Origin of the sequence: Paenibacillus sp. NPDC056579 (assembly GCF_042793215.1) — a bacterium.
Classification (GTDB): domain Bacteria; phylum Bacillota; class Bacilli; order Paenibacillales; family NBRC-103111; genus Paenibacillus_S.
In genome coordinates this window covers 1-19,723 of sequence record NZ_JBHTVD010000025.1, presented here as the reverse complement: position 1 = coordinate 19,723, position 19,723 = coordinate 1, and the positions used below count along the sequence as shown (strand labels likewise).

Here is a 19,723-nt window from a genome sequence, read left to right as displayed (position 1 = left end):
ATTAATAATCCGAGGTCATTTAATAAGAATAACAAATTTATTAAAATTATTATTTCCTGGATTCCATCAGTGGTTAAACTACTGTCTTAAGTTCCTCCAATATTGAATGTCTCAAAAACCCTTCAAGCACATCAATGGATTCCCTAAGTAATGAGAGTGCATTCTCCAGATTACTCCCATGAAAGTTATGGTTACGAATACTATAAATACACATGAGTAGAGCTTCTTCAATATCGTTTGTTAGTGTGGGAGCAGGTAATCTTGGTCCGATTGGGTTCATTTGCTTATCAAGATAATAATTTAGCTCATCTGAGACGTTTACATATCCGCTCCCTTTCCGCAGCTTCAGTGAGGCACCTGCGAATGATTTTAAAATAACGGTTCTTCTAGTTGCGTAGGAAGAAAGAAATGATTTCGCAAAATCAGGTCGGTTATTCATGTACATAATAATTTCTGCTTTTTCACCTTGAATTATGGTCCCTTCTCTACTGGTAAATCGTGCACCACTTTCCAGGTAGTAAAGTGCATTGTAAGCTGTCCAAAGAGCACGGAATTTTGAGACGATTTCATGAAAATGTAGACCTGTTCCATTCCCCGCATCATTAGCGCTGCCCATCCAGAATAATGCCCTCTGCACAGCATCTTCAATGTCGGTTTCACCAACTCCTTGAAGCTTGCTAACATTCGTCAAGGCTGTTTCTAGATCCTTTATCTCTATAGGATCAGAAATTTCATTAAGAACCCTAAACCCCTCCATTGTTGAATACTTTGGAGGCATGTTGAATCCTTCATTGCTGATTTCCAGCAACGAAAAGGTGGTTTGACCCTTCTTTTGGACACGTGGTAGGCTACCTACCCTTGCAGGTCTAAGAGAAAGCATTAATGCTTTATGTACCCACATCTCCAAATTCATCAATACATATTGAAACGCATCGCCATACGCATCTATGTTCGCTGGTGGATAGGTAAAGCTTGTAGTTACTTTACCTTTTATCAATGTCTCTTCGTCACTATGTCTTTGAAATTCTAACGTATCCAACATCGTGTGTGTGCCACTCAAGTCCTTGCACAATTCATTAGAAACAGTGCCGTTGACGGATACCCCGCTAAAAATCATCTCAAATGAGTAAGAATAATACGCCATAATCTTCTTCTCCCTAAAGATATATTTCCATTGTTGAACATCATCCATTATAATAATCAAACTTCAGCTGAGGAACGCTCGTATCAATACAAAATCAGCTCAATTAAAGACAATAAAAATGAGGGGAGCCATAGGCACACCCCTCAGCAAAACCATTAATAAACTACTCTTTACCTACTGCTGCTTCATTAATACCATTTTTCACTTGGGACATTTCTTTCTCAACATCGTTAATATCCGTATCATCGGCACTAATTGAACCGAACCAATCTTCCATTTTCTTCAGAGCCTTTTCACGTACATCCTTGTTGATGTATGCGGCTACTTGTCCGATTGCAAGCAATAATGCGGCTAAATCATCACCGAAGCCAGCAACCGGAATAAAGTCGGGCACTAAATCGACTGGTAAGATGAGATAGCCAAGAGCAGAGTAAATTGTGATCTTCGCTTTTATTGGGGTTTCTGGATTTTCCAGAGCATAGAACGCCAATAAAGCAGTATAAACTACTTTTTTTCCTGCCTTAGCTGCATGCTTCTTTAACTTCTCCCAAAAAGACTCTTCAGAAAAATGCTGATCGTACTTTTCCATATTTAACCCCCACTAATACAGACAGTAATATAGTCTCATTATAGGTCAAAGTGCTTAATTTTGGAATACACTCATGCTGATGTTTGGCATGTTTATCCTAGCTTTGCTCACATACTTAAATAAGAAGTAGACCGCCCTCCCTGCAAAAGGCTGCGATCTAACTTCTTTTTTTAGATTCACCTATTTGTACACAAGCCAGGCCGCTCTTGAAGCGGAAACCTGTGCAGGAATAGGAGTGACAACTCCTGTTCCTTTTTCTATTAAGATCATAACAAAGGAAGAATATGACTTCAATAATAATGAAAATCCAACAGTAACCTCTTCGAAAAAATCCCCATTCGCTATCAAAGGAAGCAAACGTGATAGACTATTTAATAAAATTAATAAAAATATTAAATTTATTAACTAATCATAGGTTGGACACTAGCTCTCCTCCTCCACTGCTTCGCTTAACCTTGCTCCATCTCCGTTACCACTAGGGTCAGAATTTCAAATTCTCAAATTTCCATTACGAAGGTTTTGACGATCTTAACGCGCTTTTAGGCTTATACATTACGGAAAAATAAGATGCGTAGTACTAAAAGTGTGTGAATGACCGATAAAATCCCGTTCAGTATCTAATTGTTGTAGGAACTTTCCAGCCGATCATAAGTATAAGTTGAAAAGGAGTGTGAATCGATGTACATAAGATTACTTACCCTAATGGCCGCGTTGCTTCTAATGCCTACCTTGTCGGCACATGCGGAGCCCGCACCAACATTAGGCGAGGAGGTCCATCAACCTTTCGTCACCGTGCTCAGTGATTTTACTATCTATCCTAGTGCTGAGACTAAACCAAGCGAAGCCATCGGCGCACTCGGTTCGATGCAATCGGTGCGACTTGCTTTGAACGAGGATCAAAGCACATGGATCGGTTTCTCCAACAAACAAAAAGTTGCTGTAGAAACATGGCTTGGACCAGCTTGGCTCAACCTGAAAGAAGGCTCATACAAATTCGGTAAGCTGACGGTTCAAGAACAAACGCTCACCTTGCTTCAGGAACAAACCGAGTTATATCAAAACCCGGGAACCTCTCCTACCGCTTTCACTTTGGCTCCACAGCAGGTTCAAGCAATTGCCTCGATTCCGGTATGTGACCCGTACAATGCTTGTGGCGGCAACGAAAGGTGGTATCTCATCCGTACCTCCTGGCTTGGGGAGCAGTGGATTCGTCCTTATCATTTTGCAGAGAGATACGTCGGTACTCCCGTAGAGGGCATGATTGCGCTGAACGGCACCATGGAGTTATATCAGTATCCATTCGATAAACCACTGAGTGATGAACCTAAACTGGTGCCTCAGGTCGTCAAGCCGAAGGCAAAGTACACGCAACAGGCTAGGATGGTCCCTCCTAGCGTCTGGTATCAGATAGAGACACCGAAGGGCCTTCGTTGGGCTCATCAGGACCAGGCTTACGGACTCGGAATGGAGCGGGTAGAACCGGTAAAGCAAAGCATCGTAATGACAACGCCGTTTCAATTTTTACAAACACCCTTTTTCCGACAACAAAGAGGACATAGAGCAACTCCCTCAAACACTGCAAGCTCTTGGCAAGCAGGACAGCTGGTATTTTGTGCTGATAGATGGTGCGGGGAAATGGGTAAATCCTTCCATGGAAGCGGCACTTCAGATGACGGGTGAATGGGAGAATGATGCGAAGCTTGGCGTAGAGCAAGGACTCGTGGAGGTCACACTGACTGAATCGTCGATCCGTGCTGAGCAAGCCATACTTTGACGGCTCTTATGAGATGACGTTGAGCCCACAAACGGTAAACCGCCTCTCGTAAGTGGCTATCCCCGAACGGAGAGACATGGTACTATATCCATACGTGGCAGGGACCCAAGTGGGCGCGTCCTTAGCTTGAACAAACCGTTCGGCTTCCGGACGGTTATTTACTTGACCGCTGACCTCAATGATCCTTGGAATTTTATTATCCTTGCTTAGAAAAAGACGAAGGACGCCCATAATAGTGCGTTCTTCGCATTGTATCCTGATTATTATAGATCAATTGATTACTATTTCCGAATTGAGTACATCATCAAGTAGGACCCAATCAATTCCTGATTCGTGTGTGTGGGGAAAATAAAGTATTAGACCGGAGTTGTTGATTTGACGCGGTTTGCCGTTTTGAAAATCGTCAGGTTTTAAAAAATAAGTTTTAGACTGTGACATCGAGTGAGTCCTCAAAATAGAATCAAATCAGATAATAAGTATTAGACCGAGAAGCATCGAGCGCATCGAGCTGCTGCTGGCAATCGTGACTGTCTTCCGATCGCTTACCGAGTCTAATACTTTATTTTCTTAATCTACAACTATATTTTCCGAGTCTAACACTTTATTTTCTTCTGACACTGGCGTGAACACCCTCAATGCAAAATCGCTGCTCTCAGAGATTTTAAAAGTATGGTATCGGAAAGTCAGCAGCTCAGTTTCGGGAAGACGGATTATTTGTTCACCTTCCAAAGTATCGGAAACATCATGTCGTTCCCATAGCGTCCTGAATTCTTCGCTCCTGTCACATAACTTGTCGACCAGTTCTTGATACCACGAATCGTTCATGTAAAAGGCAAACCGGCTTCTGAAATGGGCCACCATCGTAGAGGCGACATTCTCCCAATTCACGATGCGAAACTTGCTGTCCTCCACCGCGAAGACACGCCAAAGAATATTTCTTCCGAGCTCCGGGTCTCGGCTGAAGTCTCTACACAACGTATCCGATATTTGGTTCAATGCGATAACGTTCCAGCGTCTATCAATAATGTACGCCGGATAGGTTCCCATCCTGTCCAGAATCTTCTGCAGGGAAGGAGAAACGGTATCATCCGCTTTTGACTGCGGAAGCGGGGAATGATTGGCCAATACGAGAAGATGGTTGCGTTCGTCGCTGTTAAGACGTAATGTTCGTACCAAGCTTTCCAGGACTTGCTTCGACACATGAATGTCCCGGCCCTGCTCCAGTGCTGTATACCACGGCAAGGAAATACCCGATAAGCTTGACACTTCTTCCCGTCTCAAGCCTTTCGTGCGGCGGCGTGACGTTTCAACCTGCAAACCCATCTCTCCTGGGGATAAACGCGAGCGACGTGACCGGAGAAAATCAGCCAATTGTTTACGTCTTCTTTCATCATTCATAAATATGTTACCTCCTCTCCATTTGGTGATAGTATTTATACTAGTATTCGTGCCAATAGTATCCGGAACAGTACTATAAATGCACACCTGTGTATCGGTTCTATGACTGATTATAATCGTGTTATCGTCCGTTGTTAAGGAGGAGCCGGAGATTAAACAAGCTGTACCGAATTTCCCATTGATCGGCTGTTCGCGGCTGATGAGAATCGTTTGGCAAGGTCAATCCAAATATCGAATACGAAGGAGATTTTTATTGTGAAAACAATGCAGATCGAACATGGGCATAGTTTCAAAGGCAAACGTGTTGTTATTCTTGGAGGAACGTCCGGAATCGGGTTTGCGACTGCCGAAGCCGCCGCTCGGGAAGGGGCATACCTGGTCGTCGTGTCCAGTAAGAAAGAAAAAGTTGACCGTGCCGTTTCGCGTTTGCCCGAAGGTACCGAGGGGTATGCGGTTGATTTGACGAATGAGGAACAGGTTAGAAAATTTTTTAGTAATATCGGGGAATTCGATCACTTGGTTTTCACTGCCGGCGACCCAATGATGATCGAAAATCTCGATACCACCGACGTCGAGACAGCGCAGCAATTGTTTAACTTGCGATACTGGGGAGCGTTTATGGCTGCCAAATATGGCAGTCGAAACATCCGACGGGGTGGTTCAATCACGTTGACTTCCGGCGTTGCCGGAGCTCGTCCACAGAAAGGAGTTACTGTTGCAGCCAGCATATGCGGTGCTGTCGAGTCGCTCACCAGAGCGTTGGCCGTCGAGTTGAGCCCGCTTCGCGTCAACACCGTTTGCTTCGGCATTATGCGTACCGAGTTTTGGAATAACGTTCCTGAGGAACACCGGAACACAATGTATGAAAATGTAGGGGAATCACTTCCAGTTGGGCGAATCGGCGAACCGGAGGATGGTGCCGAAGCATTTTTATACTTAATGCGGGAGAACTATTCTACCGGTCAGATCGTTGTCGTGGATGGCGGTTCTACTCTCGTTTAAGCTTCTAGTAGGTGTACGGGGAAAATAAAGTATTAGACCAGAGTTGTTGATTTGACGCAGTTTGCCGTTTTGAAAATCGTCAGGTTTTAAAAAATAAGTTTTAGACTGTGACATCGAGTGAGTCCTCAAAATAGAATCAAATCAGATAATAAGTATTAGACTGAGAAGCATCGAGCGCATCGAGCTGCTGCTGGCAATCGTGACTGTCTTCCGATCGCTTACCGAGTCTAATACTTTATTTTCTTAATCTACAACTATATTTTCCGAGTCTAACACTTTATTCTTCAGTTTAATACTTTATTTTCTTCTGACATCGTGAGCTCTCACATAGGCTCTTCTGCATCAGAGAGTGCATGCCTCTATTGTTCTTCATCAAAATGTACACGGATCTGTTCATATATGAGATGAACTATCTATCCTAAGTATGGGTATGGTGTATATGAGGTCATCCAGCTCTGGGGGAACTTACACATCCCAGCTCTAAGCATCTTTCCCTCAACGAAATGATATCCAGTTTGGAATAAAAATACTGTTTTATTAATTTTAGAGAACTTATGTGCTTTTCTACATCTAATGCAATAATAACTGATCATTAATAATAGCATCCTTTCAGTAAATATTATTAGCATATAAGCCTATTAAAATTATTTTTAACCCTATTTTTTGTAAGATGAAACAAAATTATTGGATTAAGAATAGCTTCGTTTGAATAGGAGCTTGGGGGATAAAAAAGAGCCCTTCGGTTTTCCCGAATAGGCTCGCTCGCAACACTAAAATGGGTACCTAATAAGACTCCAGCATTATTCCTGCTCACTCGATGGATAAGTTTTTAATTCACAAGTTCCAACCACAAGTTTCTTTCCGTTAGCGTAATGAAATCCAGTTGAGAATAACAATGCTTCGTCTAATGGACTATCTAATACATGTACTTTATTGCATTTAATGCAATAGTAAGAATTCATTTTTGTGCCCTCCCCTCTAGTAGCGAAATACTTTAATGGGGGCTACATTAGGTCAATTACCACAATGATCTTATTTGAAAACTATGGTAAATATAAAAGTAATATTAACAACTTGAATATTGAGGAACCTTGGGCAGAAAAAAGCAATCCCAAGTATGGGATTGCAAGCACCCTAACTTATCTTTTTTTGGGACATGAGTTTTTTGCTGAATCCTAAGAACGGATAGAGCAGCACTCCGATACTGAGGGGAATTTGAAACGCTTGTTGCTCTTACACAGATATTAGTACCTGCCAGAAGTTGATATTGGAAAGAAACACTTGCCCGAAGTTCTCCTGAGAAAGGAGGTGATAAATTAGTTGAAAATAAGCCGCCCAGAAAAAAATGGACCCAACGCAACAACATTGTCCCGAAATACACTAAAAGTCGCACCTTCAACGGTAAGATCAAGAATTACATCTAGACTAGCATTAATTTCATAAATCCCGTCACTCAAAATACCAATAAACCCAGTTGCTGGATCAACCAATGTATTAAAACTTGTAGTTACTAGGTCATACAAAATGGGGTTAACTAAACTTACCGTTCTCGGCAATGGGGTGCCATTCATTGAACCAAAAGCCAGTATAGACTCAGTCTCGGACCCGTCGGTCCTATCGGCCCCGTAAGTTGATTATTTAGATGGTTAATTGATTTTTGATACTTATTCATCAGGGGTAATCCTCCACATTTTTCTTTTAATAATAACTTTTAAAAACACCATTTGAATATGGAGATACACAACTACCACCAAAACTCATAACCACAATAAAAAAACAAAAAGATCCAACCCCACAACACCAATAAACGGAATGCTCGGGGAATTAGTGAATATTCGGAGTACAACTTGATAAGAAAAGCCTTCAATTTCATTTTCCATCCTCGCTATATAACAGTTTAAAAAACTATTATCCAAAAAGTGGCTAACACCAAGAAAATAAAAAGAGAGCTGTTCGGTCATCCCGCATAAGCTCTCTCCTGCACCAATCTTCTGTAGGAGTTGATGAGTGCAATACATATTGTATCACATCTCCTGCTTGGTATCAAAACGATAGGCGGTGTTCGTGGGATGAACGAAAACCCAATGAAAGAAATCATTAAAATCTCAGACAAACTGCCATTAGGTGTGCTGCAAGATATTAATCAACCTATTGGTGACTGGTTGGCATCGGGCGGCAAAGAGGACAATCCGTACATTGAGCAGCAATTACGGTTTGCGCGTCAATTTGTAGTATCTGGATGAATATTTTGATACCTAATGAGGTGGACCATGAGGGCACAAAACTTATTCAGCGGAATTGGAGAACAGTGAGAGTTTCACGAGTGTCACCTGTGCGTCACACTACCTCCCCGCACTAATCTCAAGGCACGAGCTTGCGACATTTATGTTCAATCCCAACGAAAAATCATATTCAAATCGACGACAAAATTAATTACAACTCACACCTCCCCCCCTTCTACCCAAACATACCAATATCTCCATTACTGCTAGGGTCAGAATTTCAATTTTCCAAAGTTCCTATACCGAATGCACATCCAAATCTGATGGCAGGAAGTGAAACTGCAAAATGAAAAGAGCAAGGAAACTCCCTTGCTCTTTCATATCTAGACATTATATATTTGTTAATTAACCCCATTTTTGATCAAACAGATGATGAAGTGTTGGGTACGCCGGTACATCCCTTAAACGATCCTCCTGTAGAGCGACGTAAAGGTCGATTTGAGCCTCTTGATCATCTTTCAGGGTCCTGGTGTTCATCATATGAAGTAAAAGCTGGTAGATCGGTTCTGACGCGTTTAGGATCGAGTGTTCTGCAGTATCCTCTTTATGCCTAATCCTGTTCGTTTGAAAAAAAATGTCCTCATGGCGATAAACAATGGTTCGCAGCATCTCGGATTGTACATCTGGATGTAGCGATTCCGGCATTAATAATGATCGAAATAGTGTTGCATCGTCCATTTGAAGCTCCGCCATCGAAAACCAGGACTTAACCCCTTCAAATGTAATTTCAAAGTTGAGCATGATGTAGGAGTCTCCAAAGAGTCTATCCGTTAATTGAGCGTTCATAATGGTAAGCCTCCGATTGAATAGATGTTTATTTTGTCCGATCAGCCTAGCGCCTGCCGGCAGATCAAGTCCTTAATAAGAACCCTTTACGTATTGTACAGATGAGACGATCAACTCGTCACGGGATCCGGATTGTAGTTTCACCATGATGGCATTAGGTACATCCTTGATGTACATATCTGGAGGGTCCACGAAATCATACAGACGGTTGTTCTTATACAAGTCTACCACACGATCATAATTTACCCAATTAATGACTTTTGTACTGCGAATCGGATCGATCATGGACGTGTAATGATCATTCCCTGACATTACGATGGTTGCATAAGCAGGCGTACCATACACTTGCTGGATTCCAAATACGAAGGTAATATCGTTTGTCCCCCCGCTCCCGCTCCCGCTTCCGCTGCTGTAAGGGACGTCTTCAAACGGTTGTCCCGACACCGCATCGATCCCTTTGTTTGCATCGAGGGATGTTAGATCCTGGCTGCGAATAATCGCCTTTAACTTATTTGCATACTGACTATCCGTCGCGTAGCCTACGCGCTGCAGCTCATTGGCAAACTCGAACGGATTGGATTTGGATAATGCCGTCTGATATCTGCCATTGGAAAGCAAGAAATTGGAGTGGTCCGCAAACGAATGTTCGGGGCTCGCATACGCACGAAACTTGGCTATGATTTCATGGATGCCCCCTCCAATCTCTTCTTTAGTCGTGGACTCGCAATAAGGACCGGTATAGCTTGCATTGGCTTTAATACCGAACATGTTATTGCAAATTGATGAAGCTCCATATCCGGATTCAAGAGCAGCCTGGGCGAGTGTAATACTGGCCGGAATCTTGCTCCGGGCTTCCTCTGCTTGGGCGGCAGAGGCATATTGAATAAAGAACGGGTGGGTAAGATTTCCCGTACTACCAGGTACGGTGACGGGAGGAGCGGGAGTAGTACTACTCCCGCTTCCACTCGAGCCTTTCCCCACATATCGGGTACTGTATCTTTCTAGCTTATACAGATCCACTTGTCCACTTAAAGAAAACGATGGTGCCTCGGTTTCTAGGTATACCCCGCTTAAATAGAGCATTTTATCCGACTCGTAGTACGGTAAGCGTGGAGTCATTGTTTTTTCCATGCTCTCCCAAGGTATTTTACGGAGGGCTTGTTTTGCTTCTCCAACCGCTGCGTCTGTTAGCTTGGACATCAACATGATGTAGTGTGACGGGTCGACAGCGGGCTCGCCGTCAGGGATCATTTCATAATGTAGGTGAGCCCCTGTCGATCTTCCCGTGCTGCCGGATAGGCCAATGACTTGCCCCTTTTTGACACGCTGCCCGGGTACAACCAGGGCATCCTGAAGATGGAGATATCGGCTGCTCATATTGACATCCGGTTCGTTGTTCTGAACCACGACATAGATACCAGCATCTTTCGTAGATGCCGTGTCTGTTGGCTGTGGAAAGCTTACCGTCGTCACCACACCATCAAATGAGCTCATGACCGGGGTACCCCAGGGAGTCGCAATATCAATGCCACTGTGCACACTTTTTACCCCTGTAATGGGATCTGTTCGTTCTCCAAAACCACTGGTAATCGATCGCTCCAAATCGGTGACATAAATTTGCGGAGGAACAACCTTTTCAGATATATACAGCTCCGATGCCATCTGATGGTTACTCGAAATAACAATAACCAGCAGCATAATAACGGATATGACCAACGCCAGACAGAGTAGAATGATCCATGTCCATGGATTTAAGGCGATGGCTGCCGCTTTTTTTGCAAGCCGCTTCTTTGCTTCGTGGATCAATCTTTGTTTGATTTGTTCCACTGCATAATCGCGAGCTGCCTGAAGGTTCAGTGACAAAGTAACCCCTTCCTTACTGGATGTAATTCTATTCTTTATGTTAGTCCTTTTGTTGTACTCGGTGGTCGCTTGGATCTTGCACTTTCCGCACGTTTCCCAATCTGATTTCTTAACTGAACTTGGGCTTCCTGTACATCGGCTACCTGGGCTTTATTCATAAAACGGAAATGCTCCAGCTCTTTCTCCAGTCCTTTGGAGACCGTTTGTGAAACAGGATTTTTTCGTTGCGTGACAACGGATGTCTTTAGTTTCGTGTCAATTTCCAAACGAATATCGTCTGTCTGATATGTTTGGTTTAAATTACTGGATTTCTCTTTGATCGCAGTCGAAAGATGCGAGGGCAAATTCATCGATTTTACGCTTCCACTGATATCCGGCTTTGCTTCAAAAGAGACGCGATAAGGGACCGTATATTCTGCAGTCATTTGACGTACAGGAGCAGAAGTCACTTTGGCGGACTTGCGCGTCTCGACCTGCTGTTTTTGAATAACGATAGATGGGCTGTCATAGGTTACCGTCGAAGTTTCTACTACAGGCTGAGTCGACACCGGTTTCGATGGAGCTACACGGTCGATTCTCCTCGATGTGCTTGTCGTGGTTATCGGTTTAGATGAAACTGTAACGTCCTCCACGCGAGCTTTGCTCTCTCCCGCTCCGGTTGATCTCTTAACTTGCTGTTGATGGTTACGAACGACCGCATTCGTGTTGCCTACATCTGTAATTTGGGTTTGATGATGTACGTGAATCTCGGATGCGGCCGTGGTTACTGGAATCGAAGACAGCGGCGCCGCCAGATTCACTGTTGTTCCTGCCGTCGTCATAAGCTTCGTTACCGTCGCGTTGGATACGGTTCTCAATGCGCTTGTTGCGTTCAATGGTTTCGGTGAAATAATGAGTTCCTTGCGTGGGGTTCTACTTTCTCCCGCTTCAGTCACGGTTCGAGACTGCTGCTGATTACCACGCACCAAAACGTTCGTTGTTACTGTATTTGTTGTCTGAACTTGCTGTTGGTTTTGGACTGGAACATTGGGTCTCTTGGTCGATATAATTGCTGGATTCGCCGTAAACTGCGGCACTGGCGAACTTGTGTTACTAGAACTTCCAATGGACGCGAGCTTCGTTACCGTCGCACGGGACACCGTTCTCGGTTTACTTGTCATAACGACCGGGTTCGAAGACACGACAAGCTCCTGGATATGTGTTTTGTTCATCTTGCCTGCAGCAATCGTAGAGGTAGATATCGGTATACGCTGCTGCAGATTGAGATTCGATCCCATTGCTTGAGCGGGCTGCTGCTTCTCTTGATTAGCTGTACTGTCCGTTTCATGGGACAGTGTGAGGTTGTTCTTCCAACCATCATGCTGTTGTATTGCATAGTTTTGCATCGCCGGCGCAGGGTTCGGAATGGTTGTACGAGGTACCATCCTCATCTGTACGGCAGCTGCAGAACGACGGAGAGGCTTCATCTTACCCGTAACGTTTGCCGGCAGCACCCTCTGTTGTTGACTAAAGGATGTAGGATCCTTCCTTTGCATTGCTGTCGATCGGTGAGAAGGAATGGATCCATCCTGACTGGCAGGGTCTAATAAAAAGGTGAGCGCCTTATCTTGATTTCCACTTCCCCCATTCTCCTCGATAACGGAAGATGATGGAGCGGGTACATACAGCAAATGCTGCTTCATTTGCGATAGAATGGCATCTGTGTTGACAGGACCAATGAGCTGGATCGGTGGTACTTCTTGATCCAACGCAGGCCCTCTGGCTCGAGACAATGCTTCGTTTGCCTTCAGAACCTTCATTTTTTGGTTTGTAAATTCAGGCATGGATTCAAAATGTCGGGATAAGGCTACCCGCTTCTTCCGTTGTGACATAGCCTGATTGATCTGTTGATTAGAAGTAAGACCTGCTGCTTTAAATCGTTCATCCATCTGTTTCGAAAAGGCGGTCGGTTGTATTGGTTGTCCCGTAGCTTCAGAGACGGCCATTGCCTGCTTCTGTTCAGCACGATATCGATCAAATAACCGGGTCATCGTATGGTCATTGAGCGCTTTTTCCATATGGTTATCCCGGTTTAATACGCCAGCCCGCTCTATTTGATGCATGGACTCCCGCGGGCGGTTGGCCATTAGGAATCCCGCATCCCGGATGGCATTTTCGTTGGAATACATGGTCGTTGCTGTTTCTTGATCATTCATATCAGGTGTGATGCCGGAGGATAGAATGGCCTGCTTCATATCACCGCCGTCTGCCTTTACTGATGCTAGCCATGCTTTTTCTTGTTTCCATTCCTTTTCCATACCACGGAAAGGATGTTTAGCCCCTGTCCGCATATTTTCATTCACTTGATGAACGAAAGGTGAATACTGGATGGGTCCTCCATGATCTGAAGCCAATTGCTCCGAAGCTTGCTTCTCTCTTTGATATCGCAGCATGAGACTGGCTGTTGTTGCATCATTCAAGCTCGTGTCTGCTTGTGCTAACGCAGTTGGGCTAAAAGCGATAGGCACACCATCATTTGTTTGTTTATTGAAGTACTCCCCGAAACCTTTTTTGGCATAATTGACGGCTCCATTGTATAGACTCCGGGTTACATTCCTTTTCAGAGCGTCCATCATCACGGATTTGTTTTCTTTTAATACAGGAAGTGCACCGGCTGCCTTGGAGAATACATTGCCAATTTTCTCGCGATATTTGAACACAGCGAAAATCAGAATCGCTTCGATGACCATGCCGACGAACCAGCCGGCTTTTTTCTCAATGATTTCAAAAGCGACATGGCCTACCACCAGAGAAAGGTCAAGGAAAAATCCGGTTAATAAGACCATAGCTACGGATCCAATGAGTTTTAAAAACTGATCCCGGAGAACATGAAGCCCAGCTGCCCTTCCGGGTAGTAGCGCTGCAAGTAGCGTTATGGCCATCGTCGCCGCGTGAATCAGCATTTGCAATCGGTAGTAAATGACCGCCAGTGACCAAAACGTAAGAAAGCCGAGAATGAAAAGGGAAAAGACAAAATTACAGATAATCAGTAGCAATTGTTCCACAAATCGAACCGTCTCAATGGCCGGATACGTACGCTTAAGAGAAGCTAACACCTTTTTTCGGTCATCCGAATACGGTGCCGTGTTCAGCACTTTCTTTGTATCATCAAGTGAGGCATCACTTCGGTCAAATTGAAGCATGTTATAAGGACGAATAACGAATTTGTTCCACGATTGGGTGGAGATCGCCTCGACCCCTTTGCCAGAATCCGTCGATAGGTTGGTCGGAGCAGCTAGTCCCGTATATAGTACTTCTTGAAGTTCATTCCCAATATCGATGGCCTTCTTCATAAAGAAACCGGCCTGAGATGTGATGGTGATAATCACTGCAAAGGCTAAAACGAATGTAATCACGGTCTGCATCGATTCGTAGAAACGGGCGCGAACCATTTGGAATAACAGATAAGCGCCCAGGATGCCCGTTAGTAGCGGGAGTGTGCTGCCCCATAATCCGGTACCGATTCGTCCGTTCCCAACACCGGTTACCGACTTAATCATGCTGTCAACGGCGTCGATCAAATCGTACATAAAACTGAACGTAAAGGCTTCACGTGCAATCCAGTTGAAAAAAGTGGTAATCCAAACGGTAAGGACAAACCCTCCACTAAGGTACATGTCCAGAACACGGGTCATGGCATCGCCCGCTTTATCCTGGATGGCTAGTACTCCTCGATCTGGCGGGACCGTCTGAAATGAGTACTGCGTTGCCCCAAATTGATTATATATGGCGGTCGTATTTGAATCTTTTGGAATCATTTCATCTACAGATTGTGCGTACCCGACCGCTATGGGAAGCAGCAAGCCGAGGGCGAGGAGCATGGATGACAGGAGAAGAACGAGCTTCGCTCGATAGCGTTTACTAGGAAATCTTTTCATCATCCGGATCATCATCCCACGGTTCACCTTCCCCCACAGCTGCTTCATAGAACGCCTGTAATCGCTCCAATTCAGCGAGTTCATCTTCGTCATCGTACGCATGTTCGGACTGCTCTGGTGGTCTTGTATCGAAGCAATCAAACATGTGCTGGAAAACAACATCGACGGTAAGAACGCCCACCCGGCCATAAATGTCTTGCATCAAGCATTGGCCATTATCCAGATGTTTGATGATATCCATATTCTCAGTCGTATGTTCCAGACCGAAGTATGACAAGGTATCTTTTATCTTTTTGGTATCCGAATCTCGGAATGCGAATTTCATGCCAATATTCCCTGCCAGGTCGCCGGACAAGTCCGTTGCGTTTTGAGTTGCTACGGCTAGCCCCCCATTGAGGGAACGCCCAGTACGGATGACGCGGTCTGCCATGTCTTTACCGATTTGTGTCTTTAATATGGCCCACGCTTCGTCCATCTCAGCAAGAGTAAATATACCGCGATCAAAGTAAACGAATTTATCCATGAAACGACCGATGGAATACATCGTTGCGATCGACATTTTTTCGACGAGGGAATAGTCCTGCGGACTTTTTTCAAGTGCCGGCATCTTCAGGTTCTGTACCTGAAGTATATTCATTGCATAATCCATGTTGATGGTCTTCTGTTCGCCGTTTCCAAAGAGTAGCTTTGCAAACGACAAGTCTTTGAAACTATCGAGCACTTCAGCGGTTACGCTTGCAGGTGGACGTGTTTCGCCTATTTTGTATAAGATTTGAATACACTTAATGAGACATGGATTTGCTTGTGATGCAACTTGGTTCACCGCTTGGGAAATGTAACTATAATTGATCGAATCCGTTTTTACTGAAGCCAGATAGGATAGGATGTCCATCGCCGCTTCTTTTGCATCTTCGATATTTTCCAGCATGACAAAGGGATCAAGCTTTCCTTGGTCTTCCGCCGACGCCGCGAGTGTTGCGACCTGAATCTGTCCACTCAGTTCCGGGAGCTCATCGGGCCAATGGGATCGTTCACCCTTTGGGTCGAAGATGAGTGTCTTTCCCCCACTGATCGCATTTTGATAGCCAAGCAAGTTCAATAACATGGATTTTCCGCCACCGAGAGTACCTGTCAAACTAAAGGAAGGTGATTTGCTTATTTGGCTAGCATGACGCAGGTCTACATAAACGGGACGTTGAAGCGGGCCTGTTACTCCGATATAGTTCCCTTTTCCATCCCCTAACTCTTGGGTTGCACCGACCATGCCTGCAGCGAGTGTTTCCGGAGGAATCCGTTGAATGTAGTCGGAAACGTAGCGGGGGGAGCCCGGAATAAAGTCGTTAAATAACAACCATTGGTCACCGCTTGGCAATTCAAGATGAATATTTCCAAAATCACGATAATGGTCTTGGATGATCTTGACATTCCCCTTTAGGATATTGATATCGTGATGACACAACCCAAATGTGACGTGTGTGATAAAGGTTGGGTTTTTTCTCTTTTTGTACTCGTCCTCCAGGTAAAGCGCGCGTTCTTGTTTTTCCTGTAGTTCAAAAGGAATGGCTGCGCCTGCTTCCTGAACGTTCTTGACTTGACTATCGATATCCATTTTTTTTCTGTTGAGTTTTTTTAATGCATCGCGCGCTTCAAGGACTTCGACTTTGATGCTCATCTGTACAGGAAAAGGTAATACAGAAGCGCTATACAACCATTCACTTCCCGGCATGTCCAAAGTGTCTGGAAGATCAGATAGTGTTAAATAAGCATGATGTATGGAGGTATCCTCTCCTTCATGCATTTGGGTGATGGTAAGTCGTCTCGGGTGAGAGGCATCGATTTCACCTTCTGCCAATGTAAGCACCTGTCTCGGATCATACACAAGAGTGGATAATCCACCACGGATGCCTTTGGATTTCTTCGGGGACCAATCCACTTCATCGGTAGAACGGAGCACTGGATCACATATTCCCCACCAAAAGTTACGTTTACCTAACCACTCGATCATGGAGCTTGGAGCTCGGCGAATTTTCATTTTTCGAGACAGACGATCGAATATTTGTTTTTCTTTAATCAAATATGATTGGTATTCGTGGTCAAAAAGCTCTGGTTCATTCATACCGGCAATATTTTCAATAAAGCGTTTTGGATGCAACACTATTTTTTTGAATTCCGTAAAGGCGGACGACACGAGCTCTACGATATCATCGTCGTCCCCCTTGGGAAGCTGAACAACGATGATGGCTTTATAGTCCGAATTATTTGTCCCTGCTGAGGAGTCACCATAGATTTCGGTCAAATATTCGGATAGCCGGTTCGTATATTTAATTCCCTTCTCTCGTAGTGGCCCCGCGTTCCTACTGGCCAGCAGTTCATGGTGCTTTGCAATATCATGCTGCTTTGGAATCCACAAAATATGAAATGAGCTTGTAATGAGGGAGAGAAATGTGGTTTGCGATATAAGGCGATCAATTTTTTGTTGATCACTTAAATGGTCATAGTTAAACGGATCGAACTCGTACACAGCCCAGAGCTCTTTATGTTGATTGACGAGTAAGTTTCCCTCAAAGTAAGAAATGGGGTATTCAATACTCACCTTACTTACATGTTTCTTTACATTAACAGCCAAATGACGATGCCTCCTTATAGGGAAGGAGCGTAGCTAAGTACGCTCCCTTTGCGTGCGATACACTACTTTCGTCTTGAAGACGTAGCGCTTGTTATGCTCAAATTTCCGGTAGCGGTATAATCGCTTAGCTCGCATCCAATAAAGCAACATACCGTATAGCCACATGTGCGGTGTTTTTCCATCGAGCTTTTGTTTGGCTAGAACCCAGGTGACGAATATGGGGATAAATAACTTGGTCCAAGCACCCGGCAAGAAAATAAGAAAGGTATTACCAAGTATGTAGAACACGATCCAAGTGACGACAAAGATTCCAACGACACGAAGATTGGTCGGAAAAGGCAACTTCTTCCCTTCCAAAGCGTAGATGACCCAATCGAGCGTCCAGATTTTCGTGTAATTGGACACAGTGATCCGCGGGGTCTCTTTGTTTGATTCGCTCATGTGACACGACCTTACACGAAGAAGTAATTATAAATCAAGTTTCCGAAATTGGTCACCGTCTTCCAATTTGTAAAAACGGCCATGAGCGTAGCAGCCGCAATGAAGCCAAACATTTTAAACCAGTCTCTTTTAATAATCATATAGATTCCGACGCCTAGTAGTATGACGGGAATCCATTTTAAAAAGTCATTATTAATCGTATCCCCTAGCTCTCCAAGCTTACTGCCGCTAGCATATGCATTTCCCAATGCAAAGGAGGAGAATGCGAAAAGGGACAATCCATTAATGGTCATTAGCTTGAATAATTTGTTTTTTTTCATGAAGATGTTCCTCTCTAATGGTTATTTAGCCTCTGTGATGGTGTTCGCTTCAGAGGATGTTGCATTTTGGGAAGGTGGAGCGGGATTCGCTGGTTGAGGTTGTTTCGATACTGCATCATGCTCTAAGGTTGAAACGTACATTTTTACATCTTTTTCAGTAGCTTGAATTGTCCAAACATTCGTAAAGGATTCACCGTTCACATTTTTTACGGAAACTTGAATCTTTAATTGATAGGTATCCTCTTTTTCTTGAGCACTCATCACTTTCGCAATTTCTACTTGCTCAACTTTGTCAAGTGCGAATGCAGAAGGTGAAATTTTCAACGGGACTGCATCTGGTTGAAGATAGAAGTATTTCAGCTGATTAGTGTTTCCTTCATACCATGCCCTTAGAAAGCCCTCGGCTAGATCTTTTGCCATTTTGACTTTAGGTTCCTCGCTGACTGGTTTTAACGTATCCTCACGCTTAACTGCATCACCTTTCAGTTGATCACCTACGAAGCGGGGATACGATTGGATAAGGAGCCCGTTATCTGACTGACTTACAGGGACCACCATGTATACCTTTGAGGTTTCAGGTTTCAAGGATGGATCGACGGGCTTTCCGGCTGCCGGCGGAGCGAGAGTGAATTCCCTTCGGATCAGTATAGTTACTTCTGTTAATGTTTCTTTGATATTTTGAGAACTATATACCTCCGCTGACAAGACCTTGGAGGAGCCTTTTATATCTGCCGTTTTTAAACCGGCATTTGGATCAAGAGCCCCGCTTGTAAACCGCGACATCCGTTTGCTATGATCTGTGAGGTTTTCATAATTCCAGGTAAAGTATTCCGTTGCAAAATCGGTTGCAAAACCTCTCACCTTATCGTCCACCAAAGAAGAAGTGGTGACCCCATAGTTATTGATTTGCTGAATCACCCGTTCCCCCCGCATGGTTGCTACACATCCTTGGACCACAATGATAGATGCTATGATCCAGAAGGTGGTACGGAGGACTTTTTTGGGAAGCGTGGTTTTAGGGGAGCGTGCCTTGATACTTTTGTCTGACTTCATTTTTTTGCTGCTTTCCGCATCATTGGAGTCTGTCCTGCTTTTTTTGCCTAAAGATAATCCAAAGGCCAAATTGTTCACCTGCCATTACTTATTTGTTGATTTGCCTCTTGGTATTATGATCGCAACAAGGAGTATGGCCAAGATAATCAGAACTATGGCATACGGTGTATCGAACCCAAAAAACCATAGTCCGGCTTCGCGCACATTCTCCCAAGCACCCGGCAATGCTTCCAACCCTACCTCGGCCAACTCGTCCATCAGTTCCTGAATCTTTTTCTGAGATCCATCGTCGCTTGATGGAGTTTGTTCGGGGAGTTCCTCTACTTTCTGCTCGGGTATTGTTACTTGTTCTTCTGCTGCCTTGGGTAATGTGGGTTCTGTAGGGTCTCGAAGAAACAGCACTGACAAAATAAGCAGGAGCAAGATACCCACGCTTAAGAAGACTATGCGCTTATTTTTGCTTAGTGGGAGCATGAGTAATCTACCACCTCCTTCCAGGATATTAATTAATCAATATACTAACATATA

At 44.2% G+C, this 19,723-nt stretch carries 15 protein-coding genes and 1 pseudogene; 4 read left to right on the top strand and 12 right to left on the bottom strand.

Annotation, left to right across the window (positions count from 1 at the left end):
- Positions 1-73: 73 nt before the first annotated feature.
- Both ACFQ88_RS39290 and ACFQ88_RS39285 read right to left on the bottom strand, forming a co-directional pair.
- The gene (locus ACFQ88_RS39290) at positions 74-1,144 is read right to left on the bottom strand and encodes a hypothetical protein (protein ID WP_379463352.1); all 1,071 of its coding nucleotides are present in this window, start codon (positions 1,142-1,144) and stop codon (positions 74-76) included.
- Positions 1,145-1,307: 163 nt separating this feature from the next.
- The gene (locus ACFQ88_RS39285; RefSeq protein ID WP_379463350.1) at positions 1,308-1,733 is read right to left on the bottom strand and encodes a YkvA family protein; all 426 of its coding nucleotides are present in this window, start codon (positions 1,731-1,733) and stop codon (positions 1,308-1,310) included.
- 70 nt (positions 1,734-1,803) lie between these two features.
- Between ACFQ88_RS39285 and ACFQ88_RS39280 the strand changes: the two are divergent.
- Both ACFQ88_RS39280 and ACFQ88_RS39275 read left to right on the top strand, forming a co-directional pair.
- Positions 1,804-1,863: pseudogene (locus ACFQ88_RS39280) on the top strand (putative holin-like toxin); the annotation flags it as partial.
- Positions 1,864-2,411: 548 nt separating this feature from the next.
- Complete coding sequence (locus ACFQ88_RS39275; RefSeq protein WP_379463348.1) at positions 2,412-3,413, top strand: hypothetical protein; 1,002 nt, start codon at positions 2,412-2,414, stop codon at positions 3,411-3,413.
- Positions 3,414-4,074: 661 nt separating this feature from the next.
- Here the strand turns inward: ACFQ88_RS39275 and ACFQ88_RS39270 are convergent.
- Positions 4,075-4,905, bottom strand: coding sequence for a helix-turn-helix transcriptional regulator (locus ACFQ88_RS39270; protein WP_379463346.1), 831 nt, complete (start codon positions 4,903-4,905; stop codon positions 4,075-4,077).
- A gap of 264 nt (positions 4,906-5,169) precedes the next feature.
- Here ACFQ88_RS39270 and ACFQ88_RS39265 point away from each other — a divergent pair, with 264 nt between their 5' ends.
- Positions 5,170-5,907: an SDR family oxidoreductase gene (locus ACFQ88_RS39265; protein WP_379463354.1), complete on the top strand. Its 738-nt coding sequence runs from the start codon at positions 5,170-5,172 to the stop codon at positions 5,905-5,907.
- 800 nt (positions 5,908-6,707) lie between these two features.
- Here ACFQ88_RS39265 and ACFQ88_RS39255 read toward each other — a convergent pair.
- Positions 6,708-6,869, bottom strand: a complete 162-nt coding sequence (locus ACFQ88_RS39255) for a DUF3973 domain-containing protein (RefSeq protein WP_379463343.1) — start codon at positions 6,867-6,869, stop codon at positions 6,708-6,710.
- Positions 6,870-7,976: 1,107 nt separating this feature from the next.
- On the opposite strand from ACFQ88_RS39255, the gene ACFQ88_RS39250 reads away from it, so the two are divergent.
- Positions 7,977-8,150, top strand: a complete 174-nt coding sequence (locus tag ACFQ88_RS39250) for a DUF6877 family protein (RefSeq protein ID WP_379463341.1) — start codon at positions 7,977-7,979, stop codon at positions 8,148-8,150.
- 384 nt (positions 8,151-8,534) lie between these two features.
- Here ACFQ88_RS39250 and ACFQ88_RS39245 read toward each other — a convergent pair whose 3' ends face one another.
- From ACFQ88_RS39245 to ACFQ88_RS39210, 8 genes are all read right to left on the bottom strand, one after another.
- Positions 8,535-8,975, bottom strand: a complete 441-nt coding sequence (locus ACFQ88_RS39245) for a hypothetical protein (RefSeq protein WP_379463339.1) — start codon at positions 8,973-8,975, stop codon at positions 8,535-8,537.
- Between the two features lie 72 nt (positions 8,976-9,047).
- Positions 9,048-10,838, bottom strand: a complete 1,791-nt coding sequence (locus ACFQ88_RS39240; RefSeq protein ID WP_379463337.1) for a glucosaminidase domain-containing protein — start codon at positions 10,836-10,838, stop codon at positions 9,048-9,050.
- Between the two features lie 35 nt (positions 10,839-10,873).
- The gene (locus ACFQ88_RS39235) at positions 10,874-14,758 is read right to left on the bottom strand and encodes a CD3337/EF1877 family mobilome membrane protein (protein WP_379463335.1); all 3,885 of its coding nucleotides are present in this window, start codon (positions 14,756-14,758) and stop codon (positions 10,874-10,876) included.
- A complete protein-coding gene (locus ACFQ88_RS39230; protein WP_379463333.1) occupies positions 14,739-17,381 on the bottom strand; it encodes an ATP-binding protein in 2,643 nt (880 codons plus the stop codon). Before ACFQ88_RS39230 ends, ACFQ88_RS39235 begins: the two co-directional genes overlap by 20 nt.
- Positions 17,382-17,414: 33 nt before the next feature.
- A complete protein-coding gene (locus ACFQ88_RS39225) occupies positions 17,415-17,822 on the bottom strand; it encodes a TcpE family conjugal transfer membrane protein (RefSeq protein ID WP_379463331.1) in 408 nt (135 codons plus the stop codon).
- A gap of 11 nt (positions 17,823-17,833) precedes the next feature.
- Positions 17,834-18,142 (bottom strand): hypothetical protein, encoded by a 309-nt coding sequence (locus tag ACFQ88_RS39220; RefSeq protein WP_379463329.1) that lies wholly within the window; start codon positions 18,140-18,142, stop codon positions 17,834-17,836.
- Between the two features lie 21 nt (positions 18,143-18,163).
- Complete coding sequence (locus ACFQ88_RS39215) at positions 18,164-19,264, bottom strand: conjugal transfer protein (protein WP_379463327.1); 1,101 nt, start codon at positions 19,262-19,264, stop codon at positions 18,164-18,166.
- A 15-nt stretch (positions 19,265-19,279) separates the two neighbouring features.
- Entirely contained in the window at positions 19,280-19,669 is a 390-nt protein-coding gene (locus ACFQ88_RS39210; RefSeq protein WP_379463322.1) for a hypothetical protein, read from the bottom strand.
- Positions 19,670-19,723: the final 54 nt, after the last annotated feature.

Excerpts from the sequence above, each read along its gene's own strand:
- ACFQ88_RS39290 (WP_379463352.1), bottom strand. The coding sequence starts at position 1,144 with ATGGCGTATTATTCTTACTCATTTGAGATGATTTTTAGCGGGGTATCC.
- ACFQ88_RS39285 (WP_379463350.1), bottom strand. The coding sequence starts at position 1,733 with ATGGAAAAGTACGATCAGCATTTTTCTGAAGAGTCTTTTTGGGAGAAG.
- ACFQ88_RS39275 (WP_379463348.1), top strand. The coding sequence starts at position 2,412 with ATGTACATAAGATTACTTACCCTAATGGCCGCGTTGCTTCTAATGCCT.
- ACFQ88_RS39270 (WP_379463346.1), bottom strand. The coding sequence starts at position 4,905 with ATGAATGATGAAAGAAGACGTAAACAATTGGCTGATTTTCTCCGGTCA.
- ACFQ88_RS39265 (WP_379463354.1), top strand. The coding sequence starts at position 5,170 with ATGCAGATCGAACATGGGCATAGTTTCAAAGGCAAACGTGTTGTTATT.
- ACFQ88_RS39255 (WP_379463343.1), bottom strand. The coding sequence starts at position 6,869 with ATGAATTCTTACTATTGCATTAAATGCAATAAAGTACATGTATTAGAT.
- ACFQ88_RS39250 (WP_379463341.1), top strand. The coding sequence starts at position 7,977 with ATGAACGAAAACCCAATGAAAGAAATCATTAAAATCTCAGACAAACTG.
- ACFQ88_RS39245 (WP_379463339.1), bottom strand. The coding sequence starts at position 8,975 with ATGAACGCTCAATTAACGGATAGACTCTTTGGAGACTCCTACATCATG.
- ACFQ88_RS39235 (WP_379463335.1), bottom strand. The coding sequence starts at position 14,758 with ATGATGAAAAGATTTCCTAGTAAACGCTATCGAGCGAAGCTCGTTCTT.
- ACFQ88_RS39225 (WP_379463331.1), bottom strand. The coding sequence starts at position 17,822 with ATGAGCGAATCAAACAAAGAGACCCCGCGGATCACTGTGTCCAATTAC.
- ACFQ88_RS39220 (WP_379463329.1), bottom strand. The coding sequence starts at position 18,142 with ATGAAAAAAAACAAATTATTCAAGCTAATGACCATTAATGGATTGTCC.
- ACFQ88_RS39210 (WP_379463322.1), bottom strand. The coding sequence starts at position 19,669 with ATGCTCCCACTAAGCAAAAATAAGCGCATAGTCTTCTTAAGCGTGGGT.